This is a genomic window from Symmachiella macrocystis, assembly GCF_007860075.1.
GTDB classification, from domain to species: domain Bacteria; phylum Planctomycetota; class Planctomycetia; order Planctomycetales; family Planctomycetaceae; genus Symmachiella; species Symmachiella macrocystis.
Genome location: NZ_SJPP01000006.1, coordinates 55,046 through 72,112, shown reverse-complemented (window position 1 = coordinate 72,112; position 17,067 = coordinate 55,046). Strand labels below are relative to the sequence as shown.

General features: G+C 53.6%; 12 protein-coding genes. 3 read left to right on the top strand and 9 right to left on the bottom strand.

The window, feature by feature from the left end:
• A partial coding sequence (locus CA54_RS29055; protein WP_146374529.1) for an integrase core domain-containing protein occupies positions 1 to 311 on the top strand: 311 nt, incomplete at its 5' end.
• Between the two features lie 570 nt (positions 312 to 881).
• Here CA54_RS29055 and CA54_RS29050 read toward each other — a convergent pair.
• The 6 genes from CA54_RS29050 to CA54_RS29025 all read right to left on the bottom strand — a co-directional run bounded on the left by CA54_RS29050 (position 882) and on the right by CA54_RS29025 (position 8,663).
• The gene (locus CA54_RS29050; RefSeq protein ID WP_146374528.1) at positions 882 to 2,087 is read right to left on the bottom strand and encodes an alkaline phosphatase D family protein; all 1,206 of its coding nucleotides are present in this window, start codon (positions 2,085 to 2,087) and stop codon (positions 882 to 884) included.
• On the bottom strand, positions 2,015 to 2,575 hold the full coding sequence (locus CA54_RS29045) for a PepSY domain-containing protein (RefSeq protein WP_146374527.1): 561 nt from the start codon (positions 2,573 to 2,575) through the stop codon (positions 2,015 to 2,017). Before CA54_RS29045 ends, CA54_RS29050 begins: the two co-directional genes overlap by 73 nt.
• 164 nt (positions 2,576 to 2,739) lie before the next feature.
• Positions 2,740 to 6,084, bottom strand: a complete 3,345-nt coding sequence (locus CA54_RS29040; protein ID WP_146374526.1) for a WD40/YVTN/BNR-like repeat-containing protein — start codon at positions 6,082 to 6,084, stop codon at positions 2,740 to 2,742.
• 26 nt (positions 6,085 to 6,110) lie between these two features.
• The gene (locus CA54_RS29035; RefSeq protein ID WP_146374525.1) at positions 6,111 to 6,365 is read right to left on the bottom strand and encodes a hypothetical protein; all 255 of its coding nucleotides are present in this window, start codon (positions 6,363 to 6,365) and stop codon (positions 6,111 to 6,113) included.
• Positions 6,366 to 6,385: 20 nt separating this feature from the next.
• Positions 6,386 to 6,913, bottom strand: coding sequence for a hypothetical protein (locus CA54_RS29030; RefSeq protein WP_146374524.1), 528 nt, complete (start codon positions 6,911 to 6,913; stop codon positions 6,386 to 6,388).
• Between the two features lie 439 nt (positions 6,914 to 7,352).
• Positions 7,353 to 8,663, bottom strand: coding sequence for a mechanosensitive ion channel family protein (locus tag CA54_RS29025; protein ID WP_146374523.1), 1,311 nt, complete (start codon positions 8,661 to 8,663; stop codon positions 7,353 to 7,355).
• A gap of 227 nt (positions 8,664 to 8,890) precedes the next feature.
• Between CA54_RS29025 and CA54_RS29020 the strand changes: the two genes are divergently transcribed.
• Positions 8,891 to 9,997, top strand: a complete 1,107-nt coding sequence (locus tag CA54_RS29020; RefSeq protein ID WP_146374522.1) for an AraC family transcriptional regulator — start codon at positions 8,891 to 8,893, stop codon at positions 9,995 to 9,997.
• A gap of 1,333 nt (positions 9,998 to 11,330) precedes the next feature.
• On the opposite strand, the gene CA54_RS29015 is transcribed toward CA54_RS29020, so the two are convergent.
• From CA54_RS29015 to CA54_RS29005, 3 genes are all read right to left on the bottom strand, one after another.
• Entirely contained in the window at positions 11,331 to 13,457 is a 2,127-nt protein-coding gene (locus tag CA54_RS29015) for a M56 family metallopeptidase (protein WP_231963241.1), read from the bottom strand.
• A 38-nt stretch (positions 13,458 to 13,495) separates the two neighbouring features.
• The gene (locus CA54_RS29010; RefSeq protein ID WP_146374520.1) at positions 13,496 to 13,879 is read right to left on the bottom strand and encodes a BlaI/MecI/CopY family transcriptional regulator; all 384 of its coding nucleotides are present in this window, start codon (positions 13,877 to 13,879) and stop codon (positions 13,496 to 13,498) included.
• A 283-nt stretch (positions 13,880 to 14,162) separates the two neighbouring features.
• On the bottom strand, positions 14,163 to 14,603 hold the full coding sequence (locus tag CA54_RS29005; RefSeq protein ID WP_146374519.1) for an SRPBCC family protein: 441 nt from the start codon (positions 14,601 to 14,603) through the stop codon (positions 14,163 to 14,165).
• A gap of 1,016 nt (positions 14,604 to 15,619) precedes the next feature.
• Between CA54_RS29005 and CA54_RS29000 the strand changes: the two genes are divergently transcribed.
• A complete protein-coding gene (locus CA54_RS29000) occupies positions 15,620 to 17,050 on the top strand; it encodes a hypothetical protein (RefSeq protein ID WP_146374518.1) in 1,431 nt (476 codons plus the stop codon).
• Positions 17,051 to 17,067: the final 17 nt, after the last annotated feature.

Sequence of the window (17,067 nt, the reverse complement as noted above, 5' to 3'; positions counted from 1 at the left end):
AAGCCGAAGGACTGAAGGTCAAGGTCCTGTCGGTCCAGAGCCCGAACCTCAACTCGCGCTGCGAACGGGTCATCCAGAGCATCAAGCAGGAATGCTTGGACAATTTCCTGATGTTTGGCGAGCAGCACCTGAACTACCGCGTCCGTGAATACGTCCGCTACTACAACGATGATCGTGCCCATTCCGCCTGTGGACATCTGCCTCCAACATGCGATGATCCACCACCCGAGAACAATACGATCGTCCTCGATCAGATCGTTCGCCGCGAACGACTCGGCGGCCTTATTCAATGGTACGAACGAGCTGCGTGACTTTTATCGTTGTCGTTACTGTTCACCTCTGTTCTCTCTGTGCGCGCTTGTTCGGAAAACCAAACGGATTGAAATCATTTTAGCCGCTGGTTACGATCACTTCCGACAACAGTTCTTCCACGTGTTTTTCTCGCGAACCTCCTTTTGGTGTTCAACTTCCGTCCACCATTGTTTTTGGACCGCGCGGCAAACGTCAGTACAGCGCAAATAAACGTCCAGCGAAACACCGAACTTATCCGCAAAATTGATAATTCCATACAAACTATGTCGGAATATCACGATGTCTACCTTTCGCGCTTCATGCAGGTTCAGATGAGCTGGCCCTAAATTACAAGCCTGCCGGCTCTTGTAGAGTTTCATTGGAATATCGTAACACCTGCCTCCCCCCAGCGCCGTTGATTCCTGGGCGGTGAATTCTGGTCGCCTAACGGCTCCCCATTTAAATATGGGGCTTTTAGAGTAGGATATCCCAGCGTGCAGATTTAAGACGCGAAATAAGCGACAGAATTAACTGGAGGTTTCTCTCTAAATCATGTGGGGTATCGTTGGCATGAAAAACTGGAAGACAATTCATGGCTGCAGGTCCCCAAGTGAAACGCGATGCGAGAACCCAGCGGTACCATCATCACCAATGGCCTTCAGCGTAATTTGTGCGAAGGACTTTGTTCCCCAATCAATCTCAACAATCCCAAAATTCAGTTTGGTAAACGGGCCGGCCACCTGGTACTCGTTCTCTGATTTAGCATAGGCTTCATTGATGTGGGTGAGGCCGCTGGATGTGAAATCCAGGAGGGGATAAGCTTTGGTTTCGACTTTGGAAACTTCCGCAAAGTGCACATTCCCGCTGAGCAAAATCACACCGTTGGCTCTGGTGTTGTCAATCAAATCAAACAGCCGTTGACGCTCGTGCGGGTAGCAACCCCACTCATCCATGCCTTTCTGATCAGGAACAATTTGAGTGCTGGAACAGACCAATCGAACGTCTGCGGGTTTCCGGAGTTGCTGTTCAAGCCACACCCACTGAGCATCGCCAAGCATAGGAATCGATCGATCATCGTGCGGCACGTAGCCGCCGACTTTGCCGATCTTCGCCCGCTCTGCCTTACTTCGCTCATCGAGTTTGAACGGTCCTCGAAAAGTGCGAGTGTCGAGCAAGATAACCTGCACCCGTTTTCCTTCTGGTCCAAAGAATTTCGCATCAAATATCCCAGCCCGCTGCCTACGCGGGGAGCCAAGGGGTTCGCTAAAAAAATCAAGGAAGATTCGCTTCGAGACTTCTTTCAGTTTGAATTCCGCACCGCCGTCGTGAGTCCCGTAGTCGTGATTGTCCCAGGTTGCCATCATTGGAACGGTGGCGCGGAAACGCTGAAACTCAGGCTTGTCCGCTAGCCGGTTCCATTCACCCTGTAGTTGTTGCTTGGTGACTTCCCAAGCCGTCTTGCCGTCATTGTCGGCGTAGATGGCATCACCGAGGAACAGAAACAGATCCGGTTTTCGGGCGATCACTGTCTCCCAAATCGGCTGGTACTGCCAATGCTTTGCACAAGAGCCGAAGGCGATTCGCTGCATCACTTCGGACTTTTCAGGGAGTGGGGAAACTTGAGATTTTGATTCCTGCGCTGTTGTTTGACCAGCCATCCCACACAGGATGGTCACGGAGAAGCAAACAATCGTTTTGACGTAATGGATTGTAGATGTCATGCTCACTCCAGTATGGTGGATTTCGATAACGTGAGTTGTTTGTCGGCGTGAGTCATGTTCCGCCGCTTTTTCCATTTGGCATAGTAAGGCAAAAAGAATAGATAGAGGCCCGTTCCCCACAATGTGCCAAGGACCAACGCCGTGGGCAGGAACACCCAGAGTTTGAAGCTGTCGTGGAAGAAGCTGCCGTCGTGAATGCTTTCAATCAGATCGGACCGCCGGTAGGCTACTTGAAGGGCTATTCCGCTTTTTGCGTCAAGTTGAACCTCCCATCCATTCTTGCACCTCACTTTGAGCATTCCCTTTCTGGGGCGTACATCCAGGCGGTCAATATCGTCCCAACTTTCGACTTCCGCTTCCGGAACGCCTTGAGTGGCTGTAAGGATCTGGTCGAAACTAAGCGAAAGCTCGTTGCTGGAACCTTGCCGCGTTGGCGGCTGAATCCAGGCGGACTCCTTTTTCAATTGCAGAATCACGCCGGTGGCAATGATCACTGCCACCGGCAACGCAATCAGAATCGATCCCCAGCGGTGAAAGTCACGGTTCAGTTTAGAGAGTTTCATATTTTAGTTTGTCACCAAATGCCCATTGGAATGTAACGCGATTTCATAGCAGAGGATTAAAATTTCGGGAAAGGGACAGAAGTGATAGCTGCCCATTTAGAAGACAACGGCGTCGCGACCAGCGCGACGCCGTTATGCGTTCCACGTAACTTCAACGGCCCACACTACTCAAAAGGAGCCATCACCTTGCCGAGTTCCTTGTCGAACTCGGCAATCTTCACGTCGATTTCGCCGGAGTATTTCTCGAAGACCTGGTACCACGGTTTGTTGGGTGGCCCTTCGGTGTGTTCGAGTAGGTTGTGCAGAGAGGTCAGGAAAGCGAGCGGCTTGGTCGGCTCGCTGATGATCTGCACCAGCGTCGTGCCCGTGGAAACCATGCTTGCTTCGAATTTGTCAGCGACCTTCGCAACCTCGTCCGCTGCGTCCTTGAGAGTTGGGTCCGCCTTGGCAGCCTTAACGGCCTTCTTCTTCGCCTCAGCAGCTTTCAAAATGGCCTGCACGGTCTTCTCCGACTGCTCGTAGAGAGCCATCCAGGCTTTCCCTTTCTCGTCGGTCTGGACCCGCGTGTAGGTTTCGTTCGGGTTGACCTTCAGTTCGAAAGATTGAGTCTGCGACTTCCCGTCGACGGTCAATCGAACCTGGTACGTGCCGGGTTTGGCAATTGGGTTGATCACGACCGGCGGGCGACCCGGGATCTGGGAAACGGGTGGGTAGCGCATGTCCCAGATGAAGCGGTTCAGACCCTTGCCGACACTAGCGGTGGCCTGCATGGCATCAGCGTTGCCGCCGTATTCCCGCCCCGCGATATTCTCGAAGGTTTCGGTGGAAATATCGTCCTTGCCGAAGGTGCGGATCTCATTGCCATCCTCGTCGAGGATCGTGAGGCTGATCTCCTTCGCCTGATCGCTCACAAGGTAATCGATGATCACACCCAGCGGGCGCCCCTCACCGGCGTCGATAAATTCACGTTTCCGTTCGCCGTTGACAGTTCCGCGTTCGTAAAACGTATAGCCGGGCTCGGCGTTTCTGACGAAGAAATATTTTTCATCCGAAGGCGGCCCGCCGCCGTAGTCGATCCACCAGTTGTAACCGAAGCGGGTGTGATCCTCCGGCTTGAACAGATGCGCGGTCTTGCGGGCAAGCTCGGGAGTGTACTGCCGTAGCGGGTTGATGTCGTCGAGAATCCAGAAACCGCGGCCATGAGTTGCAATAACCAAGTCGGCGTTCTTGACTTCGATGTCGTGCACCGGTACCGATGGCATGTTCAAGTTGAGGCGACGCCACTGGTTGCCGTCGTCAATCGAAGTGTAGATGCCCGTCTCGGTTCCGACGAACAGGAGTCCTTTGCGCACCGTGTCCTCGCGGATGGTCCGGGTGATCTCATCCTGCGAAAAATTGCTGTCGAGGCGTTTCCAGGTCTTGCCGTAGTCCGCCGTCTTCAGCAAATACGGAGAGTAGTCGTCCGCCTTGCGGTAACGGGTAATGGCAATGTAGACGGTGGCCGCGTCGTGCGGCGAGACCTCAATCTCGTAGATGCCGGAGAGTTCCGGCAGGCCGGGCGGAGTAACGTTGTTCCACGTCTTGCCGCCATCGCGGGTCAGGTGAACCAGCCCGTCATCACTGCCCGCCCAGAGAACACCTTTTTCATGGGGCGACTCGACGAGGCGGTGAATGGTGGAGAAGGTCTCCTGGCCGAAGTATTCCGGTAGCCAAGGTGCGCCCGCGACCTTCATCTTGTCCTCCATGTTGTGTGTCAGGTCGTCGCTGATCTTCTCCCAGGTCATGCCTTCGTCGCGGGTTCGAAACACCACGTTACCCGCCATGTAAATTGTTTTGGGGTCGTGCGGCGAAACGAGGAACGGTGCTTGCCAGTTGAAGCGGTACTTGAATTCCGAGGCGGGGGTGCCGAACAGAATCTCAGGCCAGACCGAACGCGGTTCGGTTTGCCCGGTCTTCACGTTGTTAACCGTGAAATGGGTTGCACCGCCATAGGTAGCGCCGGTGGCAAGACTGTAAACAATGTTGGGGTCCCCGGGTTTTGGGACAGCCCGTCCAGTCTCGCCGCTGCTGATAGAGTCGGTCATGTGCAGCGGGATGCCGCCCCAGCGGGATGAACTTGGGACACTGTACACGAGAAGGTCCTGGGCGTTTCCGTAAACCCGGTAGGGAAATTGGTCATCGGTATCCACACGATAAAACTGCACGCCGCTCTGATTGGCGAAGGACGACCAAGTCTTGCCACCGGTCAGAGTGACCTGGGTGCCGCCGTCGCAGGTCACGATCATACGGTCCGGGTCCTTGGGATCGATCCAGCAGTCCTGGAAGTCGTCCTTGATGCCGGGCTCGAGAACCCAGGTTTTCCCAGCGTCCATCGAGCGCCAGAGTTTGTTGCCGGGGACCCAAAGGTTGTCGGCGTTACTGGGGTCGGCATGCAAGTGGTAAAAGTAAAAAGGCCGGGCGGTGATGTTGGCGTCGTCGGAGACGAAACGCCACGTCTCGCCCAAGTCATCCGAGCGGTAAAGGCCCTGCTTGGTCTCGTTGTCGATCAGCGCGTAAACCCGATTGGGATCCGCGGCGGACATATCCAGCCCCACGCGTCCCCACATGCCGTCCGGCAAGCCCTGATTGCGGGTGATTTCCTGCCATGTATCGCCGCCGTCGGTCGACTTCCACAGGCCACCCTCCGGTCCGGCGGTCTTGGCACCCCAAGCCTTACGCTCGAACTCCCACAGGGCAGCGAATAAGATGTTCGGGTTCTCCGGGCTCATCGCCATGTCGATCGCACCGGTCTTGTCGCTTTTGAATAGGACCTTGTCCCAAGTCTTACCGCCGTCTTTGGTACGGAAGACACCTCGCTCGGGGCTTTCTCCCCACGTGTGGCCCATGGATGCGACGTAAACACGGTTCGGGTCGTCCGGATGAATGATGACCTTGGAGATCTGCCGTGCCTCTTCCAGCCCGAGGTGCGTCCAGGTCTCGCCGCCGTCGGTTGTCTTGTACATCCCGTCACCCCACGAGACGCTCTGCCGCATCTGCGGTTCGCCTAATCCAACGTACATGATGTCCGGGTTCTTTTCGTGCAGCGCAATAGCGCCGACCGAGGCATAGCGGAATTGCCCGTCGCCTACGGGAATCCAGTAGGCGCCGGCGTCTTCCGTCTTCCAAAGTCCTCCAGAGGAATGGCCAAAGTAAAAGACGTTGCGATCGGTCGGATGACCGACCACCGAGGTTCCGCGGCCGCCGTTAAACGGGCCGATGTTGCGCCACTCGAGCGCCTGAATCGACTGCTGAAATTCGTCTTTGACGATAGGAAGGGCAGGTTCTTCATCCGTAGGCGCTGCTTCCGGATCGCTGACAGCGGTCTCAGCCTGCTGCGCAGGCTCCGCGTTCGTTGCGGTGGCCTCTGGAGGTGGCTGGACTGCGCCAGCCTTCGGCGGCTGCTCGACACAACCCGCCATCACGATCACTGCCAAGGCGGCAACGATACGTCTCGAATCTTGAAATTGCATGTCAGTTCCTTTTGCACTCAAGGTATTCAAATAGCGATGGTTCTTCTCACATCGCTGAATTCTCCTGTCACTTCGTCACCGTGACAGGTACCCAAACTTCGCCACACATTTAAGTCGATCCTTTCTGCGACCGACCGCGCTGAACCATACATCAGCAGTACATTGACGCTGCCTGGATGATGGCTTCGGGAAGTGATCACTGCATAGGTGATTCGGGTATCGCTTTTCCCTTCCTGTTGCGAATTAAAGTCGATGTCGTATTCCGCTGTGAGCGCCGGCACGACAGATCGCCCGTCCAAGTTCATTTTTTCTCTTCGACCTCCTGCTCTTCAACCGCAAAATCCTCTTCGACCAGAACCGACTTGCAGATCGCCAGGACGGTTTTCTCGTAATATTTCTCGATACCCGCATCGATGATAAATACGATTCCAGAGAGTTGGTCTTTGCCGGAGTTGAATACTCCCGCAGTGAACACAACATCGACGTCGGTTTTTTTGCCTTTTCCGACTCCGGAAACAATGAGTGAACCTGACTCGGTTTCAGTCAATTCGTCGTATTTGATGTCTTTGAGGTAGTCTTCAAGCCCTTCCTTGATCTTCGCGACTCCCACCTGCTTGTCTTTGATGCCATCCAGGGTGCTGATCACCGACCAAGCTTGGCCATCGGAGCTCACGGCGACGACATGGTTCTCTCCTAAGGTTTGCTGCCAATCGGAGGGATAACTGATTCCGAGTACCGCCTTGCCTTCCTTGCGCAGGACGATGTCGTGGGCTTGGACCGTGGCGGCAAGAATAACTAAAACTGTGAGTAATCCGAGAATGCGTTTCATTGTTTGTTGCCTTTCGGACTAACGGCGAACCCTGACATTACGAGTCACGATCACGTTTGGCCGGGATTGATAGAAATTGGAGCGGCGAGACGATTGGTACCGAGTGGTTGATTGGTACTGCGTCCGGGATCGGGATTCCGTATACATGGCCCGTCGGTCAACCCTGCGGGCGACCCGTCTCGCACCACCAACTACAGCGCCAGCGCGGGCGGCTCGTCTTGCACCCGAATGGCCTCCCACGAGACCTCCCACCATGGCCCCTCTAATTCCGCCACGGATGGCTCCTCCTCGTCTTCTCTGAGCCATCAGATCGGGAGCAACCAGTACGAGGACTAGGATTACCAATCCAGCAAATCGTAACCTTGCCATTGTCATTCTCTCCCTTCTTGAAATATTGAAAAGCAGGAATTGTCTGATCGCATTCAAAACCTTATTCTTGTTATTCCGACGATAAATTCGGTGACGCTTCCGAAAGCATGTGCACATCGCGCTGCGGGTAGGGAATGCTGATCCCTTCGCCGTCAAATGCCTCTTTGACTTGACGTGTGAGATCCCAATGAACGGTCCAATAGTCAGCTGTCTTAACCCAGGGGCGGCAGAATAGATTCACGCATGAATCCGCCAAGGAGTCGACGTGAACCGTGATGGCAGGATCTTTGAGGACCAATGGGTGTCCACCGGCGATTTCATTCAAGACATCACTGGCGTGCTGGATGTCGTCGCCATAGCCGATTCCGAACACAAGGTCGACCCGCCGTATATCCTTACCCGTGAAGTTGATAATCGTGTCCCCCCAAGCCTTTGTGTTAGGGATAACCACAACCTTGTTGTCGAGCGAAAGCAATGTAGTTGAAACAAGACTCATCTCTTTGACGGTTCCTTCGACGCCGGCAACGGAAACGTAATCATCGACATCGAATGGTCGGTAGACCATAATCATGAGACCACTGGCAAAGCTGCCGAGGGTCTCCTGCAGTGCGAAACCGACAATGAATCCCCCAGCACCCAAAGCTGCCATCATCGGCCCGATTTCCACGCCAAGCACACTGAAAGCCATGAGAACCCCGACAACGAACACGACTCCACCCGTAGTCCGGCGGGCAAAGTTTTCTAAAAGACTTGATGCCCGAGGATGGTGTGCTAGTGCTCTAGCGGTCACTCGTCCTGCAATCTTCGAAATCAGCCAGGAAACGAGCAGAATGATCATAGCGACTAAGATTCGCTTTGCCCAAAGTTTGCCACCATCGTCTCGTCCGATCCAGTTGGTGACCTCGGCGACGACTGCCGCCCGATACGTGGTCGCATCGGTTGTCTCGCTGATGTCCGACACGGCGATGATGAATTGCTGCTCGGATTGAACATCACCTCCTTTTGTTTTGAGGGCGTCGAGTACAATCCGAGCGCGTTCGGCCAGTGCCGTCTCTTCGGTACGCAAAGTGATCAATTGGTCGGCCAACTGCTCATCCGATTCGTTTTCCGCCAAGGTCTTGAGTTTTATTTCGGTTTCGCCGACTTCGGTGATCTTCGCACGCAACACGCCGAGCCAGCCTTGCAACTCAACCTCCAGTTCCTCTTTTGTCAGAGGACGCAAGATTACCTGGAGATGGTCCACTGGGATTTTCGCGCTGGAAGAGGTTCTCGCCTGCGGTGGGGAATCAGACGCTTCTTGCCCGATGGCAGGCGAATAGTTCGTCAATGCAATCGTTAGGCAGATCAACCGAAATAACGTCTGGAACACAAAACCTCGCATTTCAATCTCCCCTCAGGTCGTAGAACAGGCAGAATAATGTTGGCGACTGCCCGTTAGATTCGATGGACGCGAACCGGATCGCCGCAGCAAACGACCGTGTATGCCAAGCACGGCGGTCAATCAATTGTTCCCCAGTCTTCCTTCATTCCAAACGTGGTCGTGATATTATTTCAAAGCACCCCCTTTAGTGGTTCCATAACCGTTTCCCGATTTGATTCAGTCTTTAGATGGAACGGCAAGGGTGGTGTGAGAGACATCGACTCAATATGTTACACTTGAGTAAGTCACTTCGCCATTATCATTTGGGGCCACTTTCCGAGTCGCGTCTTATGCCGAAAACCCTTCCACTCATTGACGCAAGTATTCTCAAACCCGTTGTCTCTTGGCTTGATCAGAACGGTGCGATCACTGAACGTTATTTGGATCTGAATCATATACCTGGCGAAGTCATTGAATCCGGTGGCTGGATCAGTAAGCGACAAGTTTATAGCTTCCTTGCGGACGTGGTTCACCGGGAGCGATGTGATGAAATCGGCTTCGCTGCTTTTATGGATTTCCAACTCGACGATCTCGGTTCCATGGGACACGCTATTCGCACGACTGGAACTGTGAGCGATGCTCTGGGCACTTTTTCGCGTCTCGCTGCCCGTGCGTTTGAAGGCAACCAGTTCTGGATAGAGCACAACGGCAATGAAGCGTGGCTGTGTAACCGCATTCTTGACGATGTCCCTAGCGAAGGTCGCGCTATCGGCCAGCACGCGTCGGTGATGATCTTGGCCGGGCTACTGCGATCGGTTGCCGACAAAAAATACCGCCCACAGCGAATCCGGTTGCAAGCCAAGCAGGCTCGTTCCCTAAACAAGGTGCAGGGTTTCGAAGACTGCCAAGCTGCATTCGAATGCACTGAAAACGCCATCGCGTTCCCGGCGAAATTTCTCAGCCGCAAAACCATTGGCTCGTGGCGGTCAAAAGTACAGCAGGCGAGTCACGAGGAAGTCGATCAGTCGACGAGCTTCGTTAGATCGCTCCACCGGCTCATCGAGTCGCGATTTGGATACTCACATCCGCCTTCGCTCGAATTGGCCTCGGAAATCACCGGAGTAAATGTCAGGACGCTTAAGCGGCGCCTGTTTGACGGTGGGACCACCTACCGAGAACTTCTTGACCGCATTCGATTTGATCGAGCATCTGAAATGCTGTTGGGTTCCTGCACATCCGTCAGTGAGATTTCCGTCGAACTCGGCTATTCAGCCCCAGCAAACTTTGTCCGTGCCTTCAAACGGATGTCCGGCTATACACCTTCGGAATTCCGAAGTGATCAGGAGATTGAATAAAGACACAGGTATCCTTGCCTAGATTCGGTTTGCGGTGCGCGTCCACGAACGACCGACCTGCGAACTGAGCTCGCCGCTGCCGAATTGATCAAGTCGCTGTTTTCCCGAGACTTGGCACTAAAAAACGTGGGCGAGATGCTCAAGGGGGACACCATGATCTCGGAACCCGCCCGACAATGCGCCCTGGATCTGGCATGGCAAAGATGCCCCGAACCCATTTCCACTTACGAACCCATTTCCACTTAATAGCCACTGTCGGTTGTCAGCCAATCAAACGCGCCCCGCCACCAACCGATGTGATTTTTCACTGCGATGTGCGGAAACACGGATTCCCACGCAGAATCGTGCGATTTAACGACCGAGAAATGACCACCATTGCCAAAGTCACACATATCCTATGTCGGTTCGCAGTGACAAAACCAGCCCCCGAAAGGGACCAGGTTGTTAACTCCAAGCCCCTGTTAATTCGAGAGTCCGAGAGTTTTGGCCCGAAAATCCGGGGTGCGGGAGGAACCTTACGGGTTCCTTTCGGACCCCAGTTGCTCTCGTTAGGAACAGAGAGTTTTCTCTGGGCAACAATAGCGTGGCAAACCTCTGCAAACAAAGGTTAGAAACGCGAAACGCCTCCCCGTGCCAAACCCTCTTCGTAACCATGCTCTTTGGGTCTGTTTTTTGAAACCCAGTAGTAGCAAGGGTTTACAAAAGATCGAGTCCGTCACGGTGGCTCGAAACGTAACCAACCCTCTTCGAACTTTTTTGCAGCGGGTTAACAGCCCGCGCGCAAATTCACGGCGGCAATCTGGGCGGAATCTGCGGACCAGCGATGGTCAATGCGTCGGGAGGGTCAATTTTGGCCCGTCAACCGCGTGCGGCGAGCGTCTCAGCGGTGTATCAATAGTTTTGAACACCCCCAGGAAACCGCTGAATCTGAAGGGATTCTACCAGGATGGGACGCGTTTTCCAGCCGCTGCTCTTTCTGCTCACACGATGCACCCGTAACGAACTGATCCGGCAGTTCACTTGTGCACTGCTTCGCCACCCGAGAAGAATACGACCGTACTCGATGACATCGTTCGCCGCGAACGACTCGGCGGGTTGATTCAATGGTACGAACGCGCAGAGCGTGAATCTTCTAATCGACCTTGCATGTGATGCATGCGCTCAGCGTCCGGAAAAACAGGCGGATTGAAGTGATTTTGCCTCCTGGTAACGGTCACTTCCGGCAACAGTTCTTCCCAACGTTTTTTCGCCGAACTTCATTTCGTCGTTCAACTTTCGTCCGTCATTATTTTGGGACCACGCGTCCTTTGTCACTTCAACGACTGCGACTCGATCATTCCTCGATGACACGAAATATACGGACCCTCCGCACACCGTCTGCATAGGCGAAAATGGAATCAACGGGTGAAAAGCTCATCGCCGTTGAGGATGAACCAGTTTGCTGATTTTCACCGTAAAACTGCTTGCCAGATTGTGCGTTCCAGACGTCCAGCCGCGACATGCTGCCAACCGCCACATACTGACCGCGATGCGAAAACGCGGCAGAACTCTGCAGTCGTCCTGTTGACAGCTCCATTGTGAGGTCTCGCTTTGCAACGTCCCAAATACGGACACGTCCCGGCCGGTCGTTGCGACCCTTGCCCTTATTGTACAAGTGACCAGCAGTGACGATCGCTCGACCGTCAGGCGAAAATTGGGTATCTCTGAGATAATACGAGTCATATTCGTCTTCAATTGGAGTCGATCCATCAAGCGTAGCCACCACTTCCCACGACCCGACATTGCATAGATTGACGATGCCGTTACGAAGCCCAATTGCTAAGAGTTTTCCATCGGGACTGAATGTCACCGCTTCGGCTGTGCCAGCGAATCTCGGCAGCGTCTGGATTAGTTTTTCTGCAGCGACGTCCCAAATCTTGACATCGCCACCAAATCCACCACTAGCCAATAACGTGCCGTCGGGTGAAAAGGCGGTCGACAACACCCAATTGGCATGTCCCAGCAGGGACGCCTTTATCCGCTTCGTATTCACATCCCACAATTTCACCGACCCGATCTTCGGTTTATCCGCCATGCGACCGGCCGTGGCGATCAATCGGCCATTCGGCGAAAAGGCCACGCCTAAAATCGCGCCAAAATCGCCATCGTAACGCCCTAATTCTCGACCGGTCTTCACATCCCAAAGCCTCATGCATCCGGGTGTCAATCCGTTTTCCCAATCGTCGAAATCTTCGGGTTCCTTCGATTCCCATCCACCGGTAACCAATAATTCGCCCGTCGGATTAAATGCAATCGCCTCAGCCCGTTCGTTCTCATGAATTAAATCGTGCAACTTGATCACTTGCGGCTTAGGCGGAGTCGCTGGTGAGCCGACGTCGCGCTTGACGTCGTCATTGGGTTTCGGATTCGGAGGCTCGCCGACAACTACCCGCATGCTTCCCAATCCCCATAAAACTAAGATACCGATGACAATCGTCGATCTGATCCGAAAGCGTGTTAACTGGCCAGCGTTCAAGCCTGAGTGAAGACTGCGCAATCGACGCGTAATCTTGGACGTGCGAAACATGGGGACGTATTGCGGATTTGCCGCGTATCCAAAGTGCGTCAGCGCGATGCGGGCGAGCGTATGGGAATAGGCTTGGCGACCGCCGCTGTGACCGGCGGCCACGGCATCGGCGACGGTTTCGCAGGCGTTCGCATGTGCCGCCGCCAACTTCCACACGAGCGGATGAAACCAGAGCGGGATCGACAGCCAGCCCGCCATCTGACTCCACAGATGATCACGATGGAAAAGGTGTGCCAATTCGTGCGCTGCCGCCGCCCGCAATTCATCACGCCTGGATGATTCGGCCATCCTCCGCGGAATCACGATAACCGGCCGCAGGACTCCAGCCAAATAGGGCGAGCAATCGTCCGGTGCAATCTTGACTTCAACTTTTTGAAGCCCAGCAAGATCGATGGCCAGTCGATTAAAGAGCGATCGGACCGTCACAGGTATGGGATTCGCGCGGGCGATCGTGCGTCGGACCAGGATGCTGCCGACTACGCGTCGTACCGAAAGGATGAATGTGACGATTGCCCAGAATCCGATGAAACAAGTCATCAATTGGGAGGTGAACCAATTGAGCCTATCGAAGGACTGGGACGGCGGGCCCGACTTGGTGATCGCCGAGATGTCGACATCGGCGACGTTGGGCATTGTTGGTTCTGGGAAAGGCTGCTGGGACGTTTCGGGCCTTACCGTTGACTCAATTCTTGTGGGAGTCGGCGCTGATGTTGACGTTATCGAGAGGTTCCAGCTTGGTGAGAGTAGCTCCACCACGGGCAACAGAATCATGCCCAGCATTAGGCCCCGCCAAAGCAGAACGCGCCAGCGGGGATTCCGACGCACAAGTGCAAAGTGAATCACCCAGACGGCGCCGAGCAACACCGTCAGTTTCCCAAGCACATAAATTATCATTGGCAGTTCTGCGAAAGCCTCGATCCATGCCGTCATGATTACTTTCTCTGCTTTTTCTTGGGCCTCTTGGGTTCATCCTGCGCGATTTGCCGGAGTTGTTCAATTTCGTCCGGAGAGAGCTTTTCGGCTTGGACGAGTTGCGTGATCAGTTCGGCCGGAGAACCGCCAGTGAAAACGTCGGCCATCCGGCGAAACATTTTTGAAAGCATATTTCGCTTCGATGCCGAGGCGCGGTAGAAGTAGGCCTTGCCTTGTTTTTCCCGCGTGGCATGGCCACTCTCGACCAGCCCTCTTAGCACTGATCGCAATGTCCCGTTTTCGATGATCCATGCGAACTGTTCTTGAATCTCCGCTGGCTTTTGCGGCCCCTGTTCCCAGAGAATTCGTAGGACTTCCAGTTCGCTTTCCTTGAGTTGGGGCACTTATTCTTCTCCTTGAAGGGGCAATGTGTGGCAATATCACACTTCGGCGTCCACGCCAAGGGCAAGGTTTGATAGTTACACATTTGCTTTGTTGAAAACAACTCTTGAATTGTTCGCCGCAGCGCGCTATCTGTATTTCCCATGGGCAAGCCTCATCAACCAAATGCACTGTTCGAAGTCGCCTCGCTGTCGATGCGGCTGTGTACAAAATTCGTTCAGCCGTGAGAAACCACAACACCGTCTTCAGGCTGCTGAATTAGTATCAGGAAGCGCCACTTGGTAGTCAGTGCTGAATCTTGATGTCGTTTGGAAACGGCATGCCTTGACCTGATTCCAGATATTGTTTGAGGCTGACAAGAAAGGTGGGCCACTTCGTGCAGAAATACTGATATGCTTCGGCGGGTGTCTCAGCGACGGTAATGTGTGTGAGAGTGACAAATACTTGATCGGTGGTTGCGAGGAACTCGAATCGAAGCTCCGAACCAAGCCATGGATCGGGTCCAGAGTGCAATCTGAGGTGAACACGCTCGTTCTCCGCTAGCTCAACTATCTCCCATTCATGGTCCAGGTATCCCGGAAACATCAATTTGATCAATGAACCAACAGAATCCGAGCCGCTGGCAGATGTCGCCCACCATGATTGCAGCTTTTGAGGTTTGTAAGTGGCCTCGTAAATGTCTTCAATGCGTGCCTTTATGCCTACACGATGGCGGATTTCGTTCATGGTCGAAAATGAATCTCGAAAAAGATTGAGTGAAAAACCCTTATTGCCTGATCAATATCTTACCGCCACAAACCAGGCCATTGAATAGATGCACTGCTTCCTTTCTGGAATTCGACGAGTATCATTCCATCAAGCTTCTGCGGAGGGACGTGATCACGCCCAGTTTTACATTTGCTGTCGAGAGTGAGTGAGCTAGCCGCAAAATCTGTTGCGATGTGACATTGGCGTAATTTCGGAATCTAACTCCACTTTCACCCGCACCTTTTCTACCGACTTCAGCGAGTGCACAGGCACAACGACATCCTTCACACCGGCAATGTCCCGCCCACCACGTAATCCTCGCCCACCTCCAAGACCGTATGAGACTAAGGAGGTAAACCTTAAGCCCCATAACCCGGCAGTCACAGATCCGAATCTGGCCCCCGCCACTTGAACCCCGGAGTAGCGAAATTCGCGACCCCGGGGTTTTCTCTTGCGCTTGTCGAGAGACAATGGCGATTTCGTCGCAATATCGCCAGCCTCCGCAACGTGTTGCGTCACGGGTGGAGTCTCCCCATCGGCGTGCGTCTTTCGCAAAGAGACTTCCCAGACGCCCGGCGATGCTGGTTTTGGCACCCCCAAACCCCAAAGCTCTCGGTTTGAGCAGAGACTCTCTTTGTTTGGGTTAACGGGTGTTGGTTCCGCTCAATCGGTCCGAAATGTGTTGGTTGGGTCCGCTCTACCGGAACAAACAAGTTACTCAGACCCGCGTTCGCGAACAATACCATCTACCACCGGCGCGACGGGCTGATGGCATTTTGAATTCGCAGATGGCGGAATACACACGCGTGACCGCCGAAGCGGGCACTGATCCTGTCGGCAACGAGCTGTGCCGAATTCCCAATGTTATTCGGCAATTCCTGCCCAGTCTATGAAATTGGAATAATCGGTAATGTTTGACAATAGAAATGTCGATCCATGATTCAAGGGGATGTTGTGCGCAAGCATATAGTCGCACCAGATATGGCAACTGAATCATGGATCGGCTCAAAAGCCTAATGATGATGGCGCTAACCGTCATCTTGTTCACCGGGGTCGCGCATGCTCAGGTTGTTCGTCTCCATCAGCAGGCGAAAGATTCTTCTGCTCCAGGATGGGATGAGTTTCGCGATCTTTCCGAACGGTTGGAAACGCTTGAAGCCGAAAACCAACTGCTGAGGAACGAGGCCATTCCGCCAAACGACGCAACGATCACGGTCGTTAGCCAAGCCGGCTATTGTGACTCTTGTGGCGACGCTGTTTGCAGTTGTGGTGAGGATGCAAACTGCAGCTGGGTTGATCAAATCTCGTCAGCTTGCAAAGACCGGCTTTCATGGAACAAGGGGCCGATTCGCGTCGTGCCGTTCGGATACGTGGCAGCGGACATGATCTTCAGCCAAAAAGCGTACACGCTATTGGGAGGTCCGCTTTTTCTGCTGCCTGCCGTCCCGTCGGAAACTCCCGATTCCAGATTCACAATCACCGGTCAGCAGACGACTTTGGGAGCATTGATCACCGGACCGGACCTGGGAGATTTAAAGAGTAGCGCAACAGTTGCTTTCAATTTTTTTGGTGATCGCCCTATTCAAAATAACCCAGGAGCCTTTCTCATTTTTGGTTATGCTGAACTCGAAAACGATGATTGGCGAATCTGGGCCGGGCAAGATGCGGATGCGGTTGGGCGGCAAAATACGAATTCACCTGCTTGGACGTCGCACAAGATGTCGGGAAACATGGGACAAGTCCGACCCGGCTTCCGTCTGGAACGATACGATTCGTTTAGTGAATTTGCCCGGACCTCTATTTATTTTGGTTTGACGCAACAAGTCGTGCTTGACTTCATTGCATTACCTCAAGTCGCTGGATCAGATAACGGTTGGCCCAATGTGGAAACCCGTTGGGAATTGTCATTAGGACCGGAAAGTGAAGGCAATCGACCGGTCATGCTAGCTATCGGCGGAGTCATTGGCGAAACACGGGCCGTCGACTTTATGCGGAATGCTGAATCGAATGTCTCTACCAGTTGGGCTGTTATCCCGGAGCTACACCTCGAACTCGGTGATTTCGGATTTCAGGGAGAGGCATTTGTCGGAAATGCCATCGGCACTTACAACGCAGGAATTGGCCAAAGCCTCAATCCCTTGACAGACGAGCCTATCTATACGGTAGGGGGATTCGGTGAGTTCTTTTACCATACGACACCGTCGCTGACTGTATCTGTTGGTTATGGAGTAGACGATCCTCGTAATACTCACCTGGGACAAAATCAACGGTCTCGCAACGAAACCTATTGGACCAATGCCATTTGGAAAATCAGCGAACATTGGGAATCACGGTTTGAAGTGGCACGGCAGAAGACGAATTATATCGCTCCTAGTTCCGATAGTAGTGCGATGGAGTATCTTATGTCGTTTCGATTCTACTTCTGAAAATCGAGTAGCAGCCA